At 50.6% G+C, this 22433-nt stretch carries 16 protein-coding genes and 1 tRNA gene; 10 read left to right on the top strand and 7 right to left on the bottom strand.

Features of this window, described 5'->3' with window-relative positions:
* Positions 1-148: 148 nt before the first annotated feature.
* On the bottom strand, positions 149-1492 hold the full coding sequence (gene gdhA, locus A7983_RS08025) for an NADP-specific glutamate dehydrogenase (RefSeq protein ID WP_005968208.1): 1344 nt from the start codon (positions 1490-1492) through the stop codon (positions 149-151).
* 292 nt (positions 1493-1784) lie between these two features.
* Entirely contained in the window at positions 1785-2222 is a 438-nt protein-coding gene (gene uspA / locus A7983_RS08020) for a universal stress protein UspA (RefSeq protein ID WP_005968210.1), read from the bottom strand.
* A gap of 542 nt (positions 2223-2764) precedes the next feature.
* Here uspA and uspB point away from each other — a divergent pair.
* The gene (uspB, locus tag A7983_RS08015; RefSeq protein ID WP_005968212.1) at positions 2765-3100 is read left to right on the top strand and encodes a universal stress protein UspB; all 336 of its coding nucleotides are present in this window, start codon (positions 2765-2767) and stop codon (positions 3098-3100) included.
* Positions 3101-3192: 92 nt separating this feature from the next.
* On the opposite strand, the gene pitA is transcribed toward uspB, so the two are convergent.
* On the bottom strand, positions 3193-4698 hold the full coding sequence (gene pitA / locus A7983_RS08010; protein WP_005968214.1) for an inorganic phosphate transporter PitA: 1506 nt from the start codon (positions 4696-4698) through the stop codon (positions 3193-3195).
* Between the two features lie 268 nt (positions 4699-4966).
* On the opposite strand from pitA, the gene A7983_RS08005 reads away from it, so the two are divergent.
* Together A7983_RS08005 and A7983_RS08000 are read left to right on the top strand one after the other, a co-directional pair.
* Entirely contained in the window at positions 4967-6166 is a 1200-nt protein-coding gene (locus tag A7983_RS08005; RefSeq protein ID WP_005968216.1) for a BaiN/RdsA family NAD(P)/FAD-dependent oxidoreductase, read from the top strand.
* Positions 6167-6258: 92 nt separating this feature from the next.
* Entirely contained in the window at positions 6259-7863 is a 1605-nt protein-coding gene (locus A7983_RS08000) for an EAL domain-containing protein (RefSeq protein WP_005968218.1), read from the top strand.
* 43 nt (positions 7864-7906) lie between these two features.
* Here A7983_RS08000 and A7983_RS07995 read toward each other — a convergent pair whose 3' ends face one another.
* From A7983_RS07995 to ligB, 4 genes are all read right to left on the bottom strand, one after another.
* A complete protein-coding gene (locus A7983_RS07995) occupies positions 7907-8431 on the bottom strand; it encodes an Ail/Lom family outer membrane beta-barrel protein (RefSeq protein ID WP_039478893.1) in 525 nt (174 codons plus the stop codon).
* Positions 8432-8803: 372 nt separating this feature from the next.
* Positions 8804-8880, bottom strand: a tRNA-Pro gene (locus tag A7983_RS07990).
* 241 nt (positions 8881-9121) lie between these two features.
* The gene (gene eptB, locus A7983_RS07985; RefSeq protein WP_005968222.1) at positions 9122-10804 is read right to left on the bottom strand and encodes a kdo(2)-lipid A phosphoethanolamine 7''-transferase; all 1683 of its coding nucleotides are present in this window, start codon (positions 10802-10804) and stop codon (positions 9122-9124) included.
* Positions 10805-11064: 260 nt separating this feature from the next.
* On the bottom strand, positions 11065-12753 hold the full coding sequence (gene ligB, locus A7983_RS07980) for an NAD-dependent DNA ligase LigB (RefSeq protein ID WP_005968224.1): 1689 nt from the start codon (positions 12751-12753) through the stop codon (positions 11065-11067).
* 319 nt (positions 12754-13072) lie between these two features.
* Between ligB and gmk the strand changes: the two genes are divergently transcribed.
* From gmk to A7983_RS07945, 7 genes are all read left to right on the top strand, one after another.
* Positions 13073-13696, top strand: coding sequence for a guanylate kinase (gene gmk / locus A7983_RS07975; protein WP_005968226.1), 624 nt, complete (start codon positions 13073-13075; stop codon positions 13694-13696).
* Positions 13697-13749: 53 nt separating this feature from the next.
* Positions 13750-14025 (top strand): DNA-directed RNA polymerase subunit omega, encoded by a 276-nt coding sequence (gene rpoZ, locus A7983_RS07970; RefSeq protein WP_005968230.1) that lies wholly within the window; start codon positions 13750-13752, stop codon positions 14023-14025.
* Positions 14026-14043: 18 nt separating this feature from the next.
* A complete protein-coding gene (gene spoT / locus A7983_RS07965) occupies positions 14044-16143 on the top strand; it encodes a bifunctional GTP diphosphokinase/guanosine-3',5'-bis pyrophosphate 3'-pyrophosphohydrolase (protein WP_005968232.1) in 2100 nt (699 codons plus the stop codon).
* A 5-nt stretch (positions 16144-16148) separates the two neighbouring features.
* A complete protein-coding gene (gene trmH, locus A7983_RS07960) occupies positions 16149-16841 on the top strand; it encodes a tRNA (guanosine(18)-2'-O)-methyltransferase TrmH (RefSeq protein ID WP_005968235.1) in 693 nt (230 codons plus the stop codon).
* Positions 16841-18922, top strand: coding sequence for an ATP-dependent DNA helicase RecG (gene recG / locus A7983_RS07955; RefSeq protein WP_005968237.1), 2082 nt, complete (start codon positions 16841-16843; stop codon positions 18920-18922). Before trmH ends, recG begins: the two co-directional genes overlap by 1 nt.
* A 167-nt stretch (positions 18923-19089) precedes the next feature.
* On the top strand, positions 19090-20478 hold the full coding sequence (locus A7983_RS07950) for a nucleobase:cation symporter-2 family protein (RefSeq protein WP_005968238.1): 1389 nt from the start codon (positions 19090-19092) through the stop codon (positions 20476-20478).
* A gap of 157 nt (positions 20479-20635) precedes the next feature.
* Complete coding sequence (locus tag A7983_RS07945; protein WP_005968239.1) at positions 20636-22327, top strand: AsmA family protein; 1692 nt, start codon at positions 20636-20638, stop codon at positions 22325-22327.
* The last annotated feature ends 106 nt before the right edge of the window (positions 22328-22433 follow it).

The raw sequence follows: 22433 nt of genomic DNA, 5'->3' as shown, positions 1-22433 counted from the left end.
GCAGGCGCACAATACCGACGATACGCAATACGGATTAAGATAAAGAAAGGCAGGAAGCGGTGTCCAGCAAGAAATGTCGCTAAGATTTAGATAAATAAGTGAAAAATCAAAGCGCCTGCGAATACAGGCGCTCAGGGGGAATCATCCGTTACACAACGCCCTGCGCCAGCATCGCGTCGGCCACTTTGACAAAGCCCGCCACGTTGGCACCGCGCACATAGTTCGTCTGGCTATCTTCACCACCGTACTGCACACACGCATTGTGAATATCCAGCATGATGTGATGCAAACGCGCGTCCACTTTCTCTGCTTTCCAGCCCAAACGTGCCGCATTCTGCGCCATTTCCAGCCCGGATGTCGCTACGCCGCCTGCGTTAGCCGCTTTACCCGGTGCAAACAGTACGCCAGCATCGAGGAACGCATCGGTCGCTGGGATGGTGGTTGGCATATTGGCACCTTCTGCCACGGCTTTCACACCGCTAGCAATCAGCGTCTGCGCCGCAGGCAGATCCAGCTCATTCTGCGTCGCACACGGCAGCGCGATATCTACCGGCACGTCCCACGGCGTCTTGCCTGCCAAATAGGTCAGCTTCGCTTCACGCGCGTAATCTTCCACGCGGCCATAGCGTTTATTTTTGATCTCTTCCAGCAGCGCCAGTTTCTCTGGAGTAAAGCCTTCTTCATCCACCACCGTGCCGTTGGAATCGGATGCCGTGACCACGCGAGCCCCCAACTCCATCGCTTTTTCAATCGCGTACTGCGCCACATTACCGGAGCCGGACACCGCAACGCGCATACCTTCGAAACCCAGACCGTGGCGTTTCAGCATCGCTTCGGTGAAGTAAACCAGGCCGTAGCCCGTCGCTTCAGGGCGAATCAGACTACCGCCGAAAGACAGCCCTTTGCCAGTGAAGACGCACGCAGTGTTGTTGGTCAACTTCTTCATCATGCCGGTCATGAAGCCAACTTCGCGGCCACCCACACCGATGTCACCCGCCGGAACGTCCGTATCCGCGCCCAAATGACGGTACAGTTCCGTCATCAGCGCCTGACAGAAACGCATGACTTCCCCCTGACTTTTCCCTTTCGGGTTAAAGTCCGAACCACCTTTACCGCCGCCCATTGGCAGCGTCGTCAGCGCATTTTTGAACGTTTGCTCGAATCCAAGGAATTTTAGAATCGACAGGTTAACGGATGGGTGGAAGCGCATCCCACCTTTGTACGGGCCGATCGCAGAGCTGAACTGGACGCGCCAAGCACGGTTTACCTGTACCTGACCTTTGTCATCCGTCCACGCCACGCGAAACTGAATTACACGTTCCGGTTCAACCAATCGTTCCAGCAGGCTGTAATCCGCATAGTGAGGGTTCTGCTCCAGAAAAGGCCACAGCGTGGAAAGCACTTCATTAACGGCCTGTAGAAATTCAGGCTGATGCGGATCGCGTTGTTGAACAGAGTCAAGAAAACTTGCCAGAGATACGATTTGTGCCATGAACAGCTCCTGATTGAACGAATAAGTTCCCTTCTGCTTCTTTAATTTTTAGACACGCAGAAGCTTGTGGGATCGGTGAAAATGATGTTGTGTCCTCTGGACTATAACACTGGCGATGGATATTTAAGCAAGCGTTTTCTTTTCAGATAAACGTTACAATCCAATGAGATAGGAAGGGTTTTTCGGATGTTTTGGGAAGGAAATTAGACATAAGTTTTTGTTATATAACAAAAGGCACAGCTAAGAAGCCGTGCCTTTCGCCACTGAAAAAAAATGCAAAAAAAGCTAATTTTTATTCGTCTTCCTCATCACGCAACGGCACGATGAGCATGTCGACATGGACGGTATTAATCAGTTGACGTGCAGAAGACATCAGTTTGCTCCAGAAGTCCTGATGGTGCCCGCACAGCACGAGATCGGCGTCGTATTTTTTGATCGCATCCACCAGAACCTGCCCTAAATCGCCGCTGCCGCTCAGCGTTTCGCTGATAGGATAGCCCGCATTTTGGGATAGTTCAGTCAACGCATTCTGGGTTTCTTCGGAGATACGCTGTTGCATGTCACCCAGATTGACGTCAATAAGCCCCGTGTAGAGATCGGAGTAATTCACATCGACGTGGATTAACGAGACTTTCGCATTGTACGGTCTTGCCATTGATACCGCTTTTTCCACTAACACTTTGCTTTCTGGAGAAAGGTCAACAGCAATAAGGATGTGTTTGTAAGCCATAATGAGACTCCTTCCGTAAAGACTAATTAAGGGTTAGCAGCTATTTCTCCTGCCAATCTGATACTTAACGGCGGATTACAGAATAACATTCGTCGGCGCTATCGGACTGTTCAGTCGATCACAACCCGTTTTCAAATCTGTTAATTCTATTGATAAGTGTAGTAGAAACTGCTCCTTTTCACAGTCAAATCGCGTAGCTTCTCCTTTCAGAAAACGTATTCTCTCGTCAAAAATCATCCTTCATGCCGATTGCACCTACCTCTCTGGCACAAACGAACATTCTTCTTCTACACTACAAGTAGGGGCTGGTGAGACTATCCACTGCGCTCTGGGATGGAGATCGAGAAGGGGGCTAGCCGTGGTGCTGTTGGCTAACCCAAATGACAATAAAATCGTGCGTAAGCGCGTGGCATAACTATTCGTCGTAGAAAAATATCGTAGAAAAACGTCGTAGATAAATAGCTACGCTTATCATCGACCACAGGTGGAAACGGGAAGGTATCGCCACCACCTCTGACGAATAGAACGACCGGGAGGGAAGCATGATTAGTACATTTGCGCTTTTCTGGGCTTTATGTATCGTCTGCATCATCAATATGGCGAGGTATTACTCTTCATTACGCGTGTTACTGCTGATTTTGCGTGACTGTGATCCACTGCTTTACCAATACGTTGACGGAGGAGGTTTTTTCACATCGCACGGGCAGCCAAGCAAGCAAATCCGGCTGGTAGGATACATCTACGCACAACGCTATCTTGATCATCACGATCCTGAATTTATTCGCCGCTGTGAGCGGGTACGAGGGCAATTTCTGCTCACGACCGCCTTGTGTGGCCTCATCGTCATCAGCCTGATTGCCATGATGGTGTGGTATTAATACGCGGGTACTTACGCAATGAACGTCGATAAAAAATAAAAAGGCGATTCCCCACAGAATCGCCTTTTTTTATGCTTAACCGGTTACCAAAATCAAATCAGCTTCAGAGCCAGCCAGTACAGCGCCCCAGACATCAGCATTGAGACAGGCAGCGTCAATACCCAGGCCAGCAGAATGCTTCTTATCGTTTTGCCCTGTACGCCCCCACCGTCCGCAATCATCGTCCCGGCAACCGCCGAGGATAATACGTGCGTAGTGGAAACCGGCATACCGGTGTAGCTGGCAACGCCAATCGACAAGGCCGCCGTCACCTGCGCCGAAACGCCCTGTGCGTAGGTCATGCCTTTCTTGCCAATCTTCTCGCCGATGGTGACAGCAACGCGTTTCCAGCCCACCATGGTGCCCAAAGACAGCGCCAGCGCGACGGCAACAATGATCCAAAGAGGCGCATATTCAACCGTCTGCAGCATGTCTTTACGCAGGTTGCTCAGGTAACGCTTATCTTCGCCCGACGTTTCTGGCAGCTTGACCACCCGATCCATCGTGTCCGAGATGCACATCAGCAGGCGGCGCACTCTGCTACGATCGTCAGGGTTCAACTGGTCATAGCTTTTCAGGTTATTCAGCAAGCCCTGTGTGCGCTCAATCGCAATCATCACGCGTGAACTGTCACAGTGGAACTCTTTCTGACCGTTACCGGGAATGGTGTTTTCTGACGCAGGGATCACAGGCGGAGACAGGTCGATGACGTGTGTCAACGCGTCGCCGTGCTGCTTGTAATATTCCTGCAAATTGACAACGGCATCACGGGTCCGGCTGATGTCATAGCCAGACGCGTTCATGTTGACAATAAAACCAGCCGGCGCGACACCAATCAGCACCAACATAATCAAGCCGATACCTTTCTGACCGTCGTTTGCACCGTGAGAGAAACTCACCCCAATCGCCGATAGAATCAGCGCGGTACGCGTCCAGAACGGCGGCTTACGTTTGCCGTCCTGCTTTTCGCGATCGACGGGCGTCAGATGCACGCGTTTACGTTTTTTACTGTTGTTCCAGAACCGACGCAATACCAGCAGCAGCAGGCCTGCAAGCACCATCCCCACAATCGGCGATAGCAGTAGTGACAAGAAAATGCTGATCATTTTCGGCACATTCAACGCATCCACGACGGAGCTATTCGTCAGCAGCGCGTTGGTCAAACCAATACCGATAATGGAGCCAATCAGCGTGTGGGAGCTGGAGGCAGGGATACCAAAATACCAGGTACCCAGATTCCAGATAATAGCGGCCAGCAGCATCGAAAAGACCATCGCCAGACCATGCGCCGAACTCACGTTCAGCAATAAATCTGTGGGGAGAAGGTGAACAATCGCATAGGCCACGCTCAGGCCGCCCAGCAGTACACCGAAGAAATTAAAGACGCCGGCCATAACAACGGCAAACTCTGCACGCATGGCTCGGGTATAAATAACAGTAGCAACGGCATTCGCAGTATCGTGAAAACCGTTAATGGCTTCGTACATCAGTACAAACAACAAAGCCAATATCAACATCAGGCCGGTGTAGTAATCCAGTCCGGCAAATAAATGTAGCATAAACGTTAGGCCATTTAGTGGTCATGAACGCGGCGCATTATCGGCGACAAGCAGGGGTGGGGAAAAGGAAAATATGACATTTTTTTGACTTAATATGTGACGGACATCGACAAGAAAACCACTTAATCAATATAAATCAATAAATTATATATTTTTACTAAAACATGCAAATTGTTACGCTGGTATCGAACAAAAACCAACACTACAATTTGCCGCCCCAATGGCTCACTTGCCTGCGGCAATCACTCACTCATCGGAGAAATGCATTGTGGAACAGTTTGACGTTGTCATCATCGGTGCTGGTGCAGCAGGCATGTTTTGTGCCGCACAGGCAGGACAGCGCGGGCTGCGTGTTCTACTGCTCGATAACGGCAAGAAGGCAGGGCGTAAAATATTGATGTCCGGCGGAGGGCGCTGCAACTTTACCAATATGTATGCGGAACCGGCCGCGTATCTGTCCCACAACCCTCACTTTTGTAAATCGGCACTGGCACGTTATACCCAATGGGATTTCATTAGCCTGGTCAACAGCCACCGCATCGCTTATCACGAAAAAACGCTCGGCCAGCTATTCTGCGATGATTCCGCACAGCAAATCGTGGATATGCTGGTAACAGAGTGCGAGCAGGCTAACGTCATTCTCCGTCTGCGTAGTGAAGTCACTGCGGTGGAGAAGTCAGACGATCGGTTCACCGTCCACCTGAGCAGCGGTACATCGTTCCAAAGCGCATCGCTGGTCGTTGCCTGCGGCGGCCTGTCGATGCCTGGTCTGGGCGCAACGCCGTTCGGCTATCAGCTCGCCGCACAGTTCGGAATTAACGTACTCCCAACCCGCGCCGCGCTGGTACCCTTTACGCTGCACAAGCCGCTGCTCGAACAGTTGCAAACGCTCTCCGGCGTCTCTGTGCCTACCGTCGTCACCGCAGAAAACGGCGTGATATTCCGTGAAAATATCCTGTTCACGCACCGCGGGCTCTCTGGCCCCGCTATTTTGCAAATTTCCAGCTACTGGCAAGCGGGTGAATTTGTCACCATTAATCTGCTACCCGGCCACGACCTCACCCAGCTTATCAATGATGAACGCAGTGCCCATCCAAACCAAAGCCTGAAAAACACGTTGGCACAGTGGCTACCTAAACGACTGGTTGAATGCCTGCAAACACTCGGGCAACTGCCGGATGTGACGTTGAAACAACTCAACAGCGCACAGCAGCTACAAATTGAACAAAGCCTGCAACAGTGGCACGTACAGCCAAACGGTACCGAAGGTTATCGCACAGCCGAAGTGACCATCGGCGGCGTTGACACCCGCGCGCTATCTTCCAAAACCATGGAGGCCAATTCGGTGCCAGGGCTATATTTCATCGGTGAAGTGGTCGATGTAACCGGCTGGCTCGGCGGCTATAATTTCCAATGGGCATGGAGTTCGGCATGGGCCTGTGCGCAGGCGCTACCTTTCAGCAAATAGGCACTATAATAACCTCTATTCAGCGCTCTCCTTTAGCTAATGGAGAAAAGGACGTCTCTACATCGGCCTCTGCTGCCAGAAAGGAGATGTGAATGAGCCCCAGACGTAGTGAACGTAAAATCAACATGTTGCAGTTACTGGTTGCAGGCATGCTGCCACTGCTGCTGGGGTTACTGCTCACGTTTGTAGAGTCCAGATTAATGGTAAAACGCGATTTGGAAGCCACTGCGCAAATCGCAATGAATCATGCTGAGAACATTTCGATACAGGCATGGAAGATGGTGGATCGCCTCCAGCACTTTCATGGTCAACCCTGCAACACCATCAGCGATGAACTGAAACGCCTCGGCTCCGTTTTTCCTTACTTTCGCGCGATCGGTGTTATCCATAATACTAACGTCTACTGCTCTTCAACGTTTGGCAACGCATTGACACCGATAAGCCGCGTTATTCAGCAGCCATTACCGGATACCTATTCTGAACGCTGGAGCCTGTCAATTGCAGGCTCAGACAACGTAAAAGCACGCCCAGCGATAATCTTCGTCCAGATGCCCCTAACGGGTTACGGCGCTTATACTATGGTTGATGCGCAATACCTGATTGATCTTATGATTGCGATTAGCCAAACCCGCGGCTATCAACTCGCACTGAAAGCGGGCGACGGTCATCTCATTCAAATTGGCCCAACAATTACGCACCGCTCTGGTTTATTTTCTACCTCAACGCTTGAAATAAAATCGAGCTATTTCCCGATAACCCTCACAGTTACTGCACCAACCTCTCAATCTGTAGCAAACTGGAAGCAGGCATTCTTTACGTTCTTGCCGCTGGCAATGATTCTCTCCCTGCTCTTCCTTGCGACGGTGTGGTACTGGCAAAAACGTAAATTATTATTCCGCGACGAGCTCCGTAAAGGCATCGCTAAGGGCGAATTTTCCGTCTATTACCAGCCCATTTATGATGCAGAATCACAATCCTGCACCGGCGTTGAAACCTTACTGCGCTGGCGACGCAGCAATGGGCAGTGGATCAGGCCTGATATATTTATCTCCGCTGCCGAAGCAGAGAGTATGATTATTCCCATCACCCGGCATTTATTTGATCTGGTCGCAAACGATATCGCCAGTTGGCAGGTAAAACCCGGATTCCACCTGAGCCTCAACGTTGCAGCCGAGCACCTGCATCATCCAAGTTTCGTTTCAGACGTACACCGCTTCGCAGAAAAAGTCGCCACTCATTCATTAAGCATTACGCTGGAGCTGACTGAACGTAACCTCATTAGCAACGGCCCTGAAATCATACAGCGCCTGCATCAACTACGTGAAGATGGCTTTATGATCGCCATCGATGACTTCGGCACCGGCCACTGTTCACTCTCCTATCTACAAAATTTCCCGCTGGACTGCCTGAAAATTGATCAGGGATTCGTCAGTGCGATTTCATCACCGGATGAAGAAGCCCCCATTCTTGATGCCATTATTAATTTGAGTCATCGCATCAAACTTCAATCGATAGCAGAAGGCGTGGAAACCGTGCAACAACTCCTGTATTTACAACAGCATGGCGTAAAATATATACAGGGATTTCTTTATGCTAAACCGATGGACAATGAATCATTGCTGGTCTGGTTGCACTATCATAGTGATAAATCGATAGAGAGCTTTATGATTAACAATAAAGAAGGGAGGAAAGAATAATAACCGGCAGAAACTCGTCCACCGGTTTTCTATATTAAACAAATCAGAAACGATAACCGACGCCAATATTAAAACCGTCTACACGCTCATCATCAAGTTTCGTGCCTTCATAGCCAATATCAATCGCCCAGTTTGCTACCGGTGTGATTTGAATACCTGCGCCGTAAGCAAAACTGGATTTTTTCCCACTGCTAGATTCACGTACAGCATCACCTTTTTCCCAACTGGATTTACCGTGACCAATACCAGCCAAACCATAAACACTGACATATTCATTAAAACGGTAAGATGGGCCAGCCATCAGTGAATAGTATTTTAGTTTATAAAAATCACTGCTTGCATTCTGATAATACTCAGTTTGTTCTGCACTCACATAAGTGAAAGAACCGATAATGCCAAGAGAGGAATCTCCCTGATAATGGTATTTGGCCGTAATTCCTTTCAGATCTTTAAAATCTTCGAATTTCGCCTGAGCATAACCCAGTGATACCGTTTGTGTCGCCTGAGCAACAGTGATTCCCATGGTGCAAGCAATCAGAGTGGAAAGCAGCAGTGTTGTTTTTTTCATGATAGAAACATCTTCCATGTTTGAATAAAAAGACAGTTTCAACAAAGCGAATATATAACTATCGCGGAATGCTGACCGCACACAAACTTACATTTAAATACGGCGAGGTAAAGTCTGTATTATTTTTAAACACATGGAGTGGTTTTTGATTTAATCATTAAAAAACAAAATGATAGATATTATTCAGGAAGATTAACGCATGCTTTTTCGCTCTATTTTTGGGAAAATTCCGAACTAAAAACAAGGAAGATAAAGCAATTATCAATGCTAAAGAGTGCTGATAGAAAAACTATTTTTTAAAAAGAAACAAGGTGAGATTAGGAAGCGTTGGAATACGGAAAAAACAGAAAAGTGATCTACGAGGAAATAAAGTGGTCGGCGAGAGAGGATTCGAACCTCCGACCCACTGGTCCCAAACCAGTTGCGCTACCAAGCTGCGCTACTCGCCGAATGCGGGCGCATATTACTGCTACCTTATTGAAGCGTCAATCCCTTTTTAACAAAAGGATTCCATCTGCCGTTAAAGTATCCATCCCTTGTATTTACAGCCTGAAACCGACGTCCTTGTCCGTGATTCATGTCAATTATATCCGTCATACTTCAAGTTGCATGTGCGTTGGCGGCACTACTCGGCCCACTCACGTGGACCTCGCCCCGTTGGGGTCGCTGCTTGCCTGAAACTCGAATTATTTAGGGTATGGCAGGTTTCTGACACCAGTTGTTTTTAGGGTTAATGCCGCCGTCAGGCGATGTGTATCCCAAACATCCAAGGATCGTGTCAAACAACTCTTCATGGCGATGTGTTTTGCCAACGAGTTGCTGAGCTTTCAACTGCTCAAACGCCTGTAAATTATCAGCATCAGCCAGAAATTTATCTGATGTCCACACCATCATCGGCGAACGGAACTGTTCAGGCGGTGCCATCTGACGCGGCGTGCCGTGCAAATGGTAGTTATCATCGATGGACTCACCATGATCGGAGGCATAAAACACGATCGCTTTCTTGTCCCGAACCTGATCGATCACGCTATCAATAAAGCTATCGGTATAGAGCACGCTATTATCAAAAGCATTAATCAACTGCTCACGCGAACAAGAGGCATCAACACCCATACACTCCGGCTGATAACGCGCATAGCTGCGGGGATACCGCATGGAATACAGATAGTGAGAGCCTTTAGTATGCAGCACAATCAGATGCTTACCTTGAGGGTAGCGTTCAAGCGATTCCTTGACCTCATTAACCAGCAACATATCCTGCACTGATTTGCCATCATTGTGCTTCTCTGACGCAATCATTTCGCGGAAGGAATAGTTGTTCGCTTCAATGCTATTGTAAAACCACACCTCACTTTGCATCGCAAACAGCTCAGAGGTGAAGCCCAATTCTTTCATTACAGCAAAGACATTCTGTTCTTTCAGGGTTCGCTGCGGGTTGTCTTCCGTACCGCCTTCTCGCACAAACATACAGCGCATGGAAAGCTTGGTTGAGGTATCACACGATTGGCCACGGAATGCGACCAGATTCTTTTCTTTTGATAGCTTCGGCGTCGTATCTCTCTCGTAACCTAATAGCCCCATATGATCCCAGCGGGTTGTTTCACCAATAATGAAAACCACGTAGGTATCGTCAATGCCTTTCGGCGGGACATAAGTGAAATGCTGAGCGGGATCGAAAAGATTAGAGGAATCCTGGCTCTCGTCATACTTGGTGTACGCAAATAACCCTAATGCGGATAACCAGTTAGAAGGCAGATACGAGTGAGCCACAACACCGCCATAGCTGGGTAAATCCACATTGGATTCTCGTTCAGATACCGACTGAGCCTTATCCATATAGCGAAGTGGCATCCAAACCAGCGCGACGACAGCGGCAAGAACCAAAAGAGGCATCAAACGCTTCCCTGGCGATTTAAGCTGTTCGATCAATGTATGACGCAGCGAGTTTTTCCAAATCAAAAATAATGGCAGCGCACTCACCACGAGCATCCACAGGAAAAAACGAAAACCAATAACTTCTTTAGAAAGATCAATATCGGTGGTCATGACCGCTGCAATAATGCCATAGCCAATAACGACATTAAAAAACGTCATGTAATAACTAGCAGCAACGGAAATCAACACCAAAAGAGAAGCGATAATCCGATAAAAACGGCGTCCCCCAAGTGAAATAATTCTCATCAGGAAAAAGGTGAATAAGACACTTGCGGTCAATTCAACAAGAGCGGGAATAAATGTTGGAATTTGGCTACCAGCAGAGAGTGAAAAATAATCAAATCGACGATAATACACTGAAACATTGAGAAAAAGACCAATATAAACTGCCAGGACAAACGATAACTTGGGTTGCGAAAAAGATGTTACAAACTTCATTATGACAAGTGCTCCAACAAACCTTTCTTATTATCTGAAGCTATACGACAACATCCCTATGCCTGAGTTCAACAGAAATAATCAGACGCTCAGGTTTTTTATATCGCAAAACAGCACAATAGGCGTAGACCGTTAATTAGTAAATTTTACTTATAATTAAGTGAAGGAAACAGGAAAAAATTGTCCTTTTATGTGAGTGAATTCGTGTAAAAAAATAACAAGTGCAATTCCATCGTTTTCTGAGAAATTACCACTGCTTATCAATGTATCCCTTCGCGCTCTAATCGGGCAATAAACTCCACGACGATGGGATGGTTCAGGAACGCCATAATTTCTTCTGCGCGCCTCTCCCCAATGCCCGAAAACTGTCGCCACTGCTGCGCCGTGCGTTGCCGTAATGCCAGCCAATCCACATGATCCAATGCGCTACTCGCTGAGCGGGGAACAGGAATACCTAATGCAAGTAACCAGCGAGATAACGGTACCTGCCGTGCCGACTGCAAGCTCGTATAGATATCTCGCGCCCGCTTATCGCCCATGCCATTAACAGCGCTAAGCTGTGCCTCGGTCAGAGATAGCCATGCCAGCACATCGCCCAGTAAATCATGTTGCATCAAGCGCAGCCACATCCCGTCACGCATTCCCGCCAGATTTAAACCGTGCTCCCCACTCAGCCAAACTAAGCGCGCCAGAAATTGCTGCTGGCACACCGCGCTATAGCGAAAACAGCTAAAAGCATGGAAATCATATTCATTGGGTGGAACGATAGCAGGCCGTTCAGCCCCACGCCATGCGACATTATCCAGACGCGGAATCCCTTGTCCCGCTAGGCTGACACTCACGCGATCGCCGGGCAGCACGTCCCATTGTTTCCAACGGGACAGCGAACCCACATTCACTCGACTGACCGATTTATCATCCAATTTCAAAGGACTAAGCTTCAACACCACAGCAATTTTACCCGTCCGCCCGACAGAGAACGCCACATCCGTCACTTCTGCAACTTGATGAACGGGAGGATATTTCCACGCAATCGCCCAGTCAGCCGATGTGTTACGCCAATAGCGTCCCTGCGGTTCTTTAGTCTGGCGGATGACCACGCCATCTGTCACGAAGGGCAGCGGGCTGTGATGCCAGTGGTGACGCCATTTCTCGGCGTCGGCGAATGACCCAATCGCATGGGTATAGTCTGCCGTCATGGCAAACCCCATGTTCTTCAATTTATCCAGACGTTCGGGCATCGCTTTTGGGCCATCCGGCCATTCCCAGACAAACAGGCCAATCTGCGACAACACGGGAGACGGCTGATGGCGACGCATTTCGCCAGCCACGACCGAACGTGCATTAACACCGCCCTGAGTATGTTGCCGATGATCGGTCATCTTCAGGAAAAGCTCCCCTTGTAATACTAATGAGGAAGGTGCACCGGTTAATAGGTGAGGAATTCCCGGAATCAGACGGACTTTTTCCGTCCAATCTTCGCCTTGCAGACCGTTTCCTCTACTCACCGCAGACACAAGCTTACCGTGCTGATAGACCAGCGTGATGGCTACACCATCGACTTTTGGCTGAATCCATAAATCCTCACGCTGTACGATCCATTGCACCAACTGCCCGCGATCGGACACTTTTTTCAACCCCGTATGGGCAACAGGGTGAACCAGCTTGCCATTATCAGGTAACCGGACAGGAATTGCGTTTTGGGGCTGAAAACAGCCCAGCCACTGGTTTAACTGTTCTCGCAGTTGATCATAAACATCATCCTCTATCGGACTTTTCCCTTCGGTGTAATACACGTCATCCCACCGTTCTAGCTGCTGACGTAATGCAGCAATTTCTTTGTTCGAACGCGCGTTCTCCCAGTCGGGGCAGACTTCGGCCGCAGCCGAAAAACCACTAATGCCCCCAACAACGCTGATGATCAAAAAAGTGCAAATCCTGAGCCACATAGTCCCTCCTGCCATCCAGTAGCGAATGAGCGCAGTACATAGCAATCAGGGGGAAAATACGAAGTGAAAAAAGTGGAAATGCCAAACGTGCCGCAAGATAATTTATCGTTTACAACACCGGTAAAAAACACAGGAACGCGCGTCGCAATCTAAAAAAGATACGTTGGCAAAAGATTTGCCCGATGGCATAACGAAAAAACAGTCAGTGGAGAATTTATCACAGCGCGACTGATGACATATTGGCGTGTATAATGCGGGGATATGCGCATGTTCCTGCTGCATATCAACATCCACCATCGTAACGTAAATAAACTTCATTATGGCTCAAGGCACGTTATATATCGTTTCTGCTCCCAGTGGAGCCGGGAAATCCAGCCTGATTCAGGCTCTATTAAAAACTCAACCGCTTTACGACACGCAGGTATCGATTTCGCATACCACGCGGGCAAAACGGCCGGGAGAAAACCACGGCGAGCACTACTTCTTCGTCGAAGTCGATGAATTTAAGCGTATGATTCAGGATAACGAGTTTCTGGAACACGCTGAAGTCTTCGGTAATTACTACGGTACATCCCGACCGGCAATTGAGCAGGTATTAGCAACAGGCGTTGATGTATTTCTGGATATCGACTGGCAAGGTGCCAAGCAAATCCGCGCCCAAATGCCGCGCGCGCGCAGCATTTTCATTCTGCCGCCGTCAAAAGAAGAACTCGCTCGCCGCCTACGAGGCCGTGGACAAGACAGCGATGAGGTCATTGCCCGTCGTATGTCGCAAGCTGTGGCTGAAATGACGCACTACGGCGAGTATGATTACCTGATTGTGAATGATGATTTCGATCTGGCGCTGCTCGATCTGAAAACCATTATTCGCGCCGAACGTCTGCGTTTGAGCAGACAACAGGTTCGGCATGATGCATTAATCACCAAACTATTGGCAGACTGACGCCTCTTTCAGTATGATGCCCAGTCATTTTATTTCCTGTGGAGTAGCACATTATGGCACGCGTAACTGTTCAAGACGCTGTAGAGAAAATTGGTAACCGTTTTGACCTGGTGTTGGTCGCTGCTCGTCGCGCCCGTCAAATCCAGACTGGCGGCAAAGATCCGTTAGTTCCTGAAGAAAACGATAAGTACACCGTGATCGCACTGCGTGAGATCGAGGAAGGTCTGATCAACAACCAGATTCTGGATGTTCGTGACCGCCAGGAACAGCAAGAGCAGGAAGCCGCAGAGATCCAAGCGGTTACCGCAATTGCTGAAGGCCGCCGTTAATCACACCACGAGTCGCCCTTGTACATTTTTGAAAGCCTTAATCTGCTGATTCAACGTTATCTGCCCGAAGATCAGATCAAACGTTTACAGCAGGCTTATTTGGTTGCACGTGATGCTCACGAGGGGCAGACTCGCTCCAGCGGTGAACCCTATATCACACACCCTGTTGCCGTCGCCTGTATTCTGGCGGAGATGCGTCTCGATTACGAAACGCTGATGGCAGCACTGCTGCATGATGTTATAGAGGACACCCCCGCCACCTATCAGGACATGGAACAGCTTTTTGGTAAAAGCGTTGCTGAACTGGTAGAGGGCGTTTCCAAGCTGGACAAACTGAAGTTCCGCGATAAGAAAGAAGCGCAAGCTGAAAACTTCCGCAAAATGATCATGGCGATGGTGCAAGATATTCGCGTCATCCTGATCAAGCTTGCAGACCGTACCCATAACATGCGCACGTTGGGCTCATTACGCCCGGACAAACGCCGCCGCATTGCCCGCGAAACGCTGGAAATATACAGCCCGCTGGCACATAGACTGGGTATTCATCACCTCAAAACCGAGTTGGAAGAACTGGGTTTTGAGGCGCTGTATCCAAACCGTTATCGCGTAATTAAAGAGGTCGTTAAGGCCGCACGCGGTAACCGTAAGGAAATGATTCAGAAAATCCTGTCGGAAATCGAAGGGCGTTTGACTGAAGCCGGGATTGCCTGCCGCGTCAGCGGTCGCGAAAAGCATCTGTACTCCATCTACTGCAAAATGCATCTGAAAGAGCAGCGTTTTCACTCCATCATGGATATCTACGCGTTTCGGGTCATCGTCAAAGAGTTGGACACGTGCTATCGCGTGCTCGGTCAGGTTCACAGCCTGTATAAGCCACGCCCAGGCCGGGTGAAAGATTATATCGCTATTCCCAAAGCTAACGGCTATCAATCACTGCATACGTCTCTGATTGGCCCGCATGGCGTTCCGGTCGAAGTGCAAATTCGCACCGATGACATGGATCAAATGGCGGAAATGGGTGTCGCCGCGCATTGGGCCTATAAAGAAGGCGAGAGCAGCACGACGGCACAGGTACGCGCCCAACGCTGGATGCAAAGTCTACTGGAACTCCAGCAAAGCGCCGGTAGCTCATTCGAATTTATCGAAAGCGTTAAATCCGACCTCTTCCCTGACGAGATGTACGTCTTTACGCCGGAAGGCCGCATTGTGGAACTTCCCGCTGGCGCGACGCCCGTCGATTTCGCCTACGCAGTACACACCGATATCGGCCATGCCTGCGTCGGCGCACGCGTTGACCGTCAGCCTTATCCGCTGTCTCAGTCACTCTCCAGCGGCCAAACCGTTGAAATTATTACCGCGCCGGGTGCCAGACCGAATGCCGCGTGGCTTAACTTTGTAGTTAGCTCCAGAGCGCGTTCCAAAATCCGTCAGATGCTGAAAAACCTCAAGCGTGACGATTCTGTGAGCCTCGGTCGCCGTTTACTGAATCACGCATTGGGTAATGGCCGCAAACTCTCCGATATCCCTGAAAAGTCGATTCAGTTGGAGCTTGAGCGCATGAAGCTCGCTACGCTGGACGATCTGATGGCAGAAGTTGGTATGGGTAATGCCATGAGCGTTGTTGTGGCGAGGAATCTGCTGAACGAGCAATCTGAACTGGGAACCACCGGGCTGCGCAAGTTGCCGATCAAAGGTGCAGACGGCGTAATGCTCTCCTTTGCCAAATGCTGTCGCCCCATCCCCGGCGATCCGATCATTGCCCACGTCAGCCCTGGCAAAGGGCTGGTCATCCACCATGAATCCTGTCGCAACATACGCGGTTATCAGAAAGAACCGGAAAAATTCATGGCGGTAGAATGGGATAAGGTGACAGAACAAGAGTTCATCGCCGAAATCAAAGTAGATATGTTCAACCATCAGGGCGCACTAGCGAATCTGACGGCAGCGATCAACGCCGCGAACTCCAATATTCAGAGCATCAACACGGAAGAGAGAGACGGCCGCGTATACAGCGCCTTTATCCGCCTCACCACCCTTGACCGCGTTCATCTGGCCAATATTATGCGTAAAATTCGCGTAATGCCGGATGTCATCAAAGTTAACCGTAACCGAAATTAATCGTCATGACTCCTCAACGTTATGCACGCATAAAAGAAATGCTGAACTGTCGTCAGCCCGACCTGACGATTTGCATGGAGCAGGTGCATAAACCGCATAATATTTCTGCCGTGATCCGCACGGCGGATGCTGTCGGCGTACATCAGGTTCATGCAATTTGGCCCACCAGCCGAATGAAAACGCTGGTTTCCTCCGCTGCGGGCAGTAATAGCTGGGTCGAAGTTAAAACCCATCGCACCATCCGTGATGCAGTCGGCCATCTGAAGGATGAGGGGATGCAGGTTCTGGCGACCAATTTGTCTGAACATGCGGTCGATTTTCGGGAAATTGATTACACCCTACCGACCTGTATTCTGCTCGGACAAGAAAAAACCGGAATTACTGCCGAAGCGCTCAAACTGGCCGATCGGGATATCATCATTCCGATGACGGGCATGGTACAGTCGCTGAATGTCTCCGTGGCCTCGGCGTTGATCTTGTATGAAGCACAGCGCCAGCGCCAGAACGCTGGCATGTATCAGCGTGAAGACAGCCCGTTGGATGAAGAAGAGCAGCAGCGTCTGCTGTTTGAAGGGGGCTATCCGGTACTGGCGCGCGTCGCAAAACGTAAAGGGTTGCCTCGCCCTTATATTGACCATCAGGGTCAGATTGTAGCGGATACCCCGTGGTGGGCCGCGATGCAATCGTCGGAGTGCTGATGAAAGGCCGCCTGCTAAACACCCAACCGCTGAGCACACTCGCTGGCGTGGGTGCAAGTCAGGCAGCTAAGCTCGCACGACTCGGGCTGGAAACCGTGCAGGATCTCCTGCTGCACTTACCCCTGCGCTATGAAGACCGCACACACCTGTACCCCATCGGCGACCTCCTTCCCGGTATGTATGCCACCGTGGAAGGTGAAATCCTACGCAATGACATCACCTTTGGCAGCCGTCGTATGTTGACCTGTCAAATCAGCGACGGCAGCGGCATGCTAACCATGCGCTTCTTCAATTTCAGCGCCGCGATGAAAAACAGCCTCGCGCCGGGACAGCGCGTTACCGCTTATGGCGAGATCAAGCGTGGCAAAATTGGCGCGGAAATCATCCATCCTGAATATCGTGTTCAGGGGGATAATACGCAGGTTGAGCTACAGGAGTCGCTCACCCCGGTTTACCCCTCTACAGAGGGGGTTCGTCAGGCGACCCTGCGCAAGCTTACCGATCAGGCATTGGAGCTACTCGCCGCAAACCACATCGATGAACTACTGCCTGAATCCCTGAGTCAGTCGCTAATTAGCCTGCCAGATGCGCTGCGCACGTTACATCGTCCCCCACCGGATATGCAGCTCAGCGAGCTTGAGCACGGGAAACACCCGGCGCAGCAGCGGCTGATTATGGAAGAGCTGCTGGCACATAACCTGAGTATGCTCGCTGTGCGGGCAGGGGAACAGCGGCATAAAGCCTCACCGCTACCGATTAAAGACAGCCTGAAACAGCAACTACTTGCCGCCCTACCGTTCACCCCCACGCAGGCACAAGAGCGTGTCGTGGCTGAAATAGAAGCGGATATGGCGAAAGATTTTCCGATGATGCGTCTGGTACAGGGTGATGTAGGTTCAGGAAAAACGCTGGTCGCCGCGCTGGCCGCATTACGTGCAATTGCCAGCGGCAAACAGGTCGCGCTAATGGCACCAACAGAGCTATTGGCCGAACAGCACGCTCATAACTTCCGTCAGTGGTTTGAACCATTAGGACTTGAAGTCGGCTGGCTGGCTGGCAAACAAAAAGGAAAAGCGCGTCAGGCACAGCAGGATGCCATCGCCAGCGGTCAGGTTTCCATGGTTGTTGGGACGCACGCCATTTTCCAGCAACAGGTAAAATTCAACGGGCTGGCATTAGTGATCATTGATGAACAGCATCGCTTTGGCGTTCATCAACGCCTTGCGCTGTGGGAAAAAGGCGAAGAACAGGGTTTTCATCCCCATCAATTGATTATGACCGCCACACCGATTCCCCGCACGCTGGCGATGACGGCCTATGCCGATCTGGATACATCCGTCATTGATGAACTGCCACCAGGCAGAACCCCTGTCACCACCGTCGCTATACCGGATTCACGCCGCAGCGACATCATCGAACGGGTGAATAGTGCCTGTCAGCAGGAAGGCCGACAGGCTTACTGGGTCTGCACGCTGATTGAAGAATCCGACCTCTTGGAAGCACAGGCAGCAGAAGCCACCAGCGAAGAGCTGAAGGCTGCTTTGCCGAATCTCAAGGTTGGATTGGTTCACGGCCGCATGAAAGCGCAGGAAAAGCAGGCGGTGATGCAGTCCTTTAAACAGGGGGAGTTGCAACTGCTGGTGGCAACTACCGTTATCGAGGTCGGTGTCGATGTCCCCAATGCCAGCCTGATGATCATTGAGAACCCGGAGCGTCTGGGTCTGGCGCAACTGCACCAATTGCGCGGGCGCGTCGGGCGTGGTGCGGTGGCTTCTCACTGCGTACTACTCTATAAAACACCGATGAGCAAAACCGCACAGAAACGGCTCCAGGTACTACGCGATAGCAATGACGGCTTTGTCATCGCCCAGCGCGATCTGGAAATTCGTGGGCCGGGGGAATTGTTAGGTACACGGCAGACGGGTAATGCCGAGTTCAAAGTAGCCGATCTCCTGCGCGATCGGGATTTGATTCCGCAGGTACACCGCGTTGCTCGTCATCTGCATGAGCACTATCCCGAGCATGCCATCGCGCTAATTGAACGCTGGCTACCTGAGCGCGCACGCTACACCAACGCCTGATCGCAGCAGCGCATTCTTCATTTCCCCTAAAAAATATCCTCTTAAATAATAGAGTTTTGTGAATTAGACGAAATTCATATCAAAAAGATGAGTTGGCAAACGTTTGCTTTCGACAAAGAGATCATTAAAATGCGCTCTTTGTCGTTTCAGGAACGCCAACTTACATCATGACTACCACCACGGAAACGTCCCAAACAGAAGCCGCTGCCGCACCTCAGCGCAGTGAACTCATCTATCGTCTTGAAGACAGACCGCCGCTGCCGCAAACGCTGTTCGCCGCCAGCCAGCATCTGTTGGCCATGTTTGTTGCGGTGATCACCCCCGCGCTACTGATCTGTCAGGCACTGGGTTTACCCGCTCAGGACACACAGCGCATCATCAGCATGTCGCTTTTCGCTTCCGGTCTGGCCTCTATTCTACAAATTAAAACCTGGGGCCCTGTCGGCTCTGGTCTGTTGTCTATTCAGGGCACCAGCTTTAACTTCGTAACGCCGCTGATTATGGGTGGGCTGGCGCTGAAGAACGGTGGGGCAGACGTTCCCACCATGATGGCGGCACTATTCGGTACGTTGATGGTTGCTTCCTTCACCGAAATCATTCTTTCACGCTTCCTGCATTTAACCCGCCGTATCATTACCCCGCTGGTTTCCGGCATTGTGGTGATGATCATTGGTCTGTCGCTGATCCAGGTCGGCCTGACCTCCATCGGTGGCGGCTATGCCGCAATGGGTAATAACACCTTCGGCGCGCCCAAAAACTTATTATTAGCGGGTGTGGTATTGCTGGTGATTATTCTGCTTAACCGCCAGCGTAACCCTTACCTGCGCGTCGCGTCGCTGGTGATTGCCATGGCGGTAGGTTATCTGGGTGCCTGGTTGATGGGCATGCTGCCGGAAAGCACGCCAGCGCCACACGATACGGTCATCATGGTGCCCACGCCGCTGTATTACGGTTTAGGTTTTGACTGGAATCTGTTGATCCCGCTGATGTTGGTCTTCATGGTGACATCGTTAGAAACCATCGGTGACATCACCGCGACTTCCGACGTTTCAGAGCAGCCGGTCAAAGGCCCACTGTACATGAAACGCTTGAAAGGCGGCGTGCTGGCAAACGGCCTGAACTCATGCCTTTCCGCCGTGTTCAATACCTTCCCTAACTCGTGCTTCGGCCAGAATAACGGTGTCATCCAGCTTACCGGTGTTGCCAGCCGCTATGTCGGTTTCGTGGTTTCACTGATGCTGATCGCTCTAGGGCTATTCCCTGCTGTTAGCGGATTTGTACAGCATATTCCGGAGCCGGTTCTGGGCGGCGCAACCATCGTGATGTTTGGTACGATCGCCGCCTCTGGTGTGCGCATTGTCTCTCGTGAGCCGCTGAACCGCCGTGCGATCATGATCATTGCACTGTCACTGGCTGTCGGTCTTGGTGTATCGCAGCAGCCGTTAATTCTACAATTCGCACCAGACTGGATTAAAACATTGCTGTCTTCCGGTATTGCCGCTGGCGGGATTACGGCAATCGTGCTGAATATGGTCTTCCCACACGAAGAAAAATAGCGCCAGCACGCAATAATTTCTGTTCAGTTCATGTAAAAGCGAGCGGTGATGCAACACCGCTCGCTTTTTACTGTCTGTAACAGCATTACCTATTGAGCCTTCAGCGAAATTGCGGCATAAGAACAGTTCTCCCTGACGATTGGCATGGACTGACACGATGAAATTTATCGGGAAATTATTGCTGACCCTACTGCTGATAGCCTTTTTAGCGCTCGTGGTCGTATATGTATTACTGCAAACTAGTTGGGCAGCAGGCTGGGTGAGCAATTGGGTAAACCAGAACACCGACTACCAGTTATCACTGGGAAAAATTAATCATGACTGGTCAACCGCCGATCATATCCAACTCACTGACGTCAGTTTTGGTCAGAAAAACCAGCCACCAACCCTCACTGCAAAGCAGGTTTCCGCAGGGTTTAGCGTGCGCCAAATTACCGAACCGCGTCATTTTGCCAGTCTGGAATTGCAAGGCGGTACGCTGAACCTTTCCCCACAAGCAGCCACACTCCCTATCGAAGCAGATGTATTACAGTTGCGCACGATGGCAATGCAGGCAAAGGACGGCGATTGGCGTCTGAATGGTCAACAGATCAACGGCGGAATTATGCCGTGGCAGCCCGAAGCGGGTTATCTATTGGGTAAACAGGGGCAGTTCCAGCTCAGTGCCCGTTCGCTCGAACTCAACGATATTCCTGCCAGTCAGGTATTGGTGCAGGGCGAAATCAATCACCACCAGTTGATTTTGAACAATTTCGGTGCGGATGTCGCTCAGGGGCAACTAACGGGCAATGCCAGCCGCGCGGAAGACGGCAGTTGGCAGATCGATAATCTGCGACTCAGTAATGTCCGTTTGCAAACCCAAAGGACGCCAGAAGCCTTCTGGCAGCCGGTCACCGAACTGCCTTCTGTTACGGTTAACCGCTTTGACCTAATTGATGCCCGGATTGAAGGGCCGGGATGGGCGTTTATCGACCTTGATGTCGCCCTGCAAAATGTCACGTTTAAGCAGAATGACTGGCAGAGTGAAGGTGGAACGCTGTCGTTCAATGCGACAGACATTGTGAACGGCAACATGCACCTTATTGACCCGATTGTGAACCTGGATTTGTCACCAGCAGGCGTTAACATCAAGCAATTCTCTACACGCTGGGAAGGCGGTTTATTGCGAACCAACGGTAATTGGCAGCGGAGCAATCGCCGTTTACAGCTCAATGAATTTGTTGTTGCCGGGATGGAGTACACGCTCCCCGGTGACTGGCGTCAACGCTGGCAAACAACGCTGCCATCATGGCTGGCAGAAGTGAATGTGAGAAAATTCACGGCCAATCGCAACCTGCTGATCGATATCAACCCAGATTTCCCCTTCCAGCTAACCGCATTGGATGGCTACGGCAGTGATTTACTACTGGCTCGTAACCACCAGTGGGGAATGTGGACAGGATCGTTGAATCTTAATGCCAGTGACGCGACGTTCAATAAAGTCGATGTTCGCCGCCCTTCTCTGGCGTTAGTCGCTGACGATAACCAGCTCGCTATTAACGAACTCAGCGCATTTACGCAAAATGGCATGCTGGATGCTAAAGCAACCATCAATCAGCAACCCGCACGCAACTTTTCCCTATCGCTGACAGGACGCGCCGTACCGCCGGACGTTCTGACGCGTTGGGGATGGCCAGAACCTGCAACGGCACCGACAGGCAACACGAATCTGCAATTGCAGTTGAATGGGCGGCTTGCTGCTGATACACCGTTGAAGCCGACCCTAAGCGGTACGCTGCAAGGCGTGGATAGCAACGACCATCCCATCAGGCAGCAAATGCATCAGGGAACGGTGACGGAAACGCCATAAATATTACGTTTTCGAAATACGGACGAGCAAAACATCCACAGTGTCATAGCGTGCAGAGAGAACAGGGTAACCCCTCATGCTAGAGTTTTAGGGGGAAACACGGTGA

Origin of the sequence: Pectobacterium wasabiae CFBP 3304 (assembly GCF_001742185.1) — a bacterium.
GTDB classification, from domain to species: Bacteria; Pseudomonadota; Gammaproteobacteria; order Enterobacterales; family Enterobacteriaceae; genus Pectobacterium; species Pectobacterium wasabiae.
Note: the sequence above shows the minus strand (reverse complement) of the source record. Positions and strands in the feature narration are given on the sequence as shown.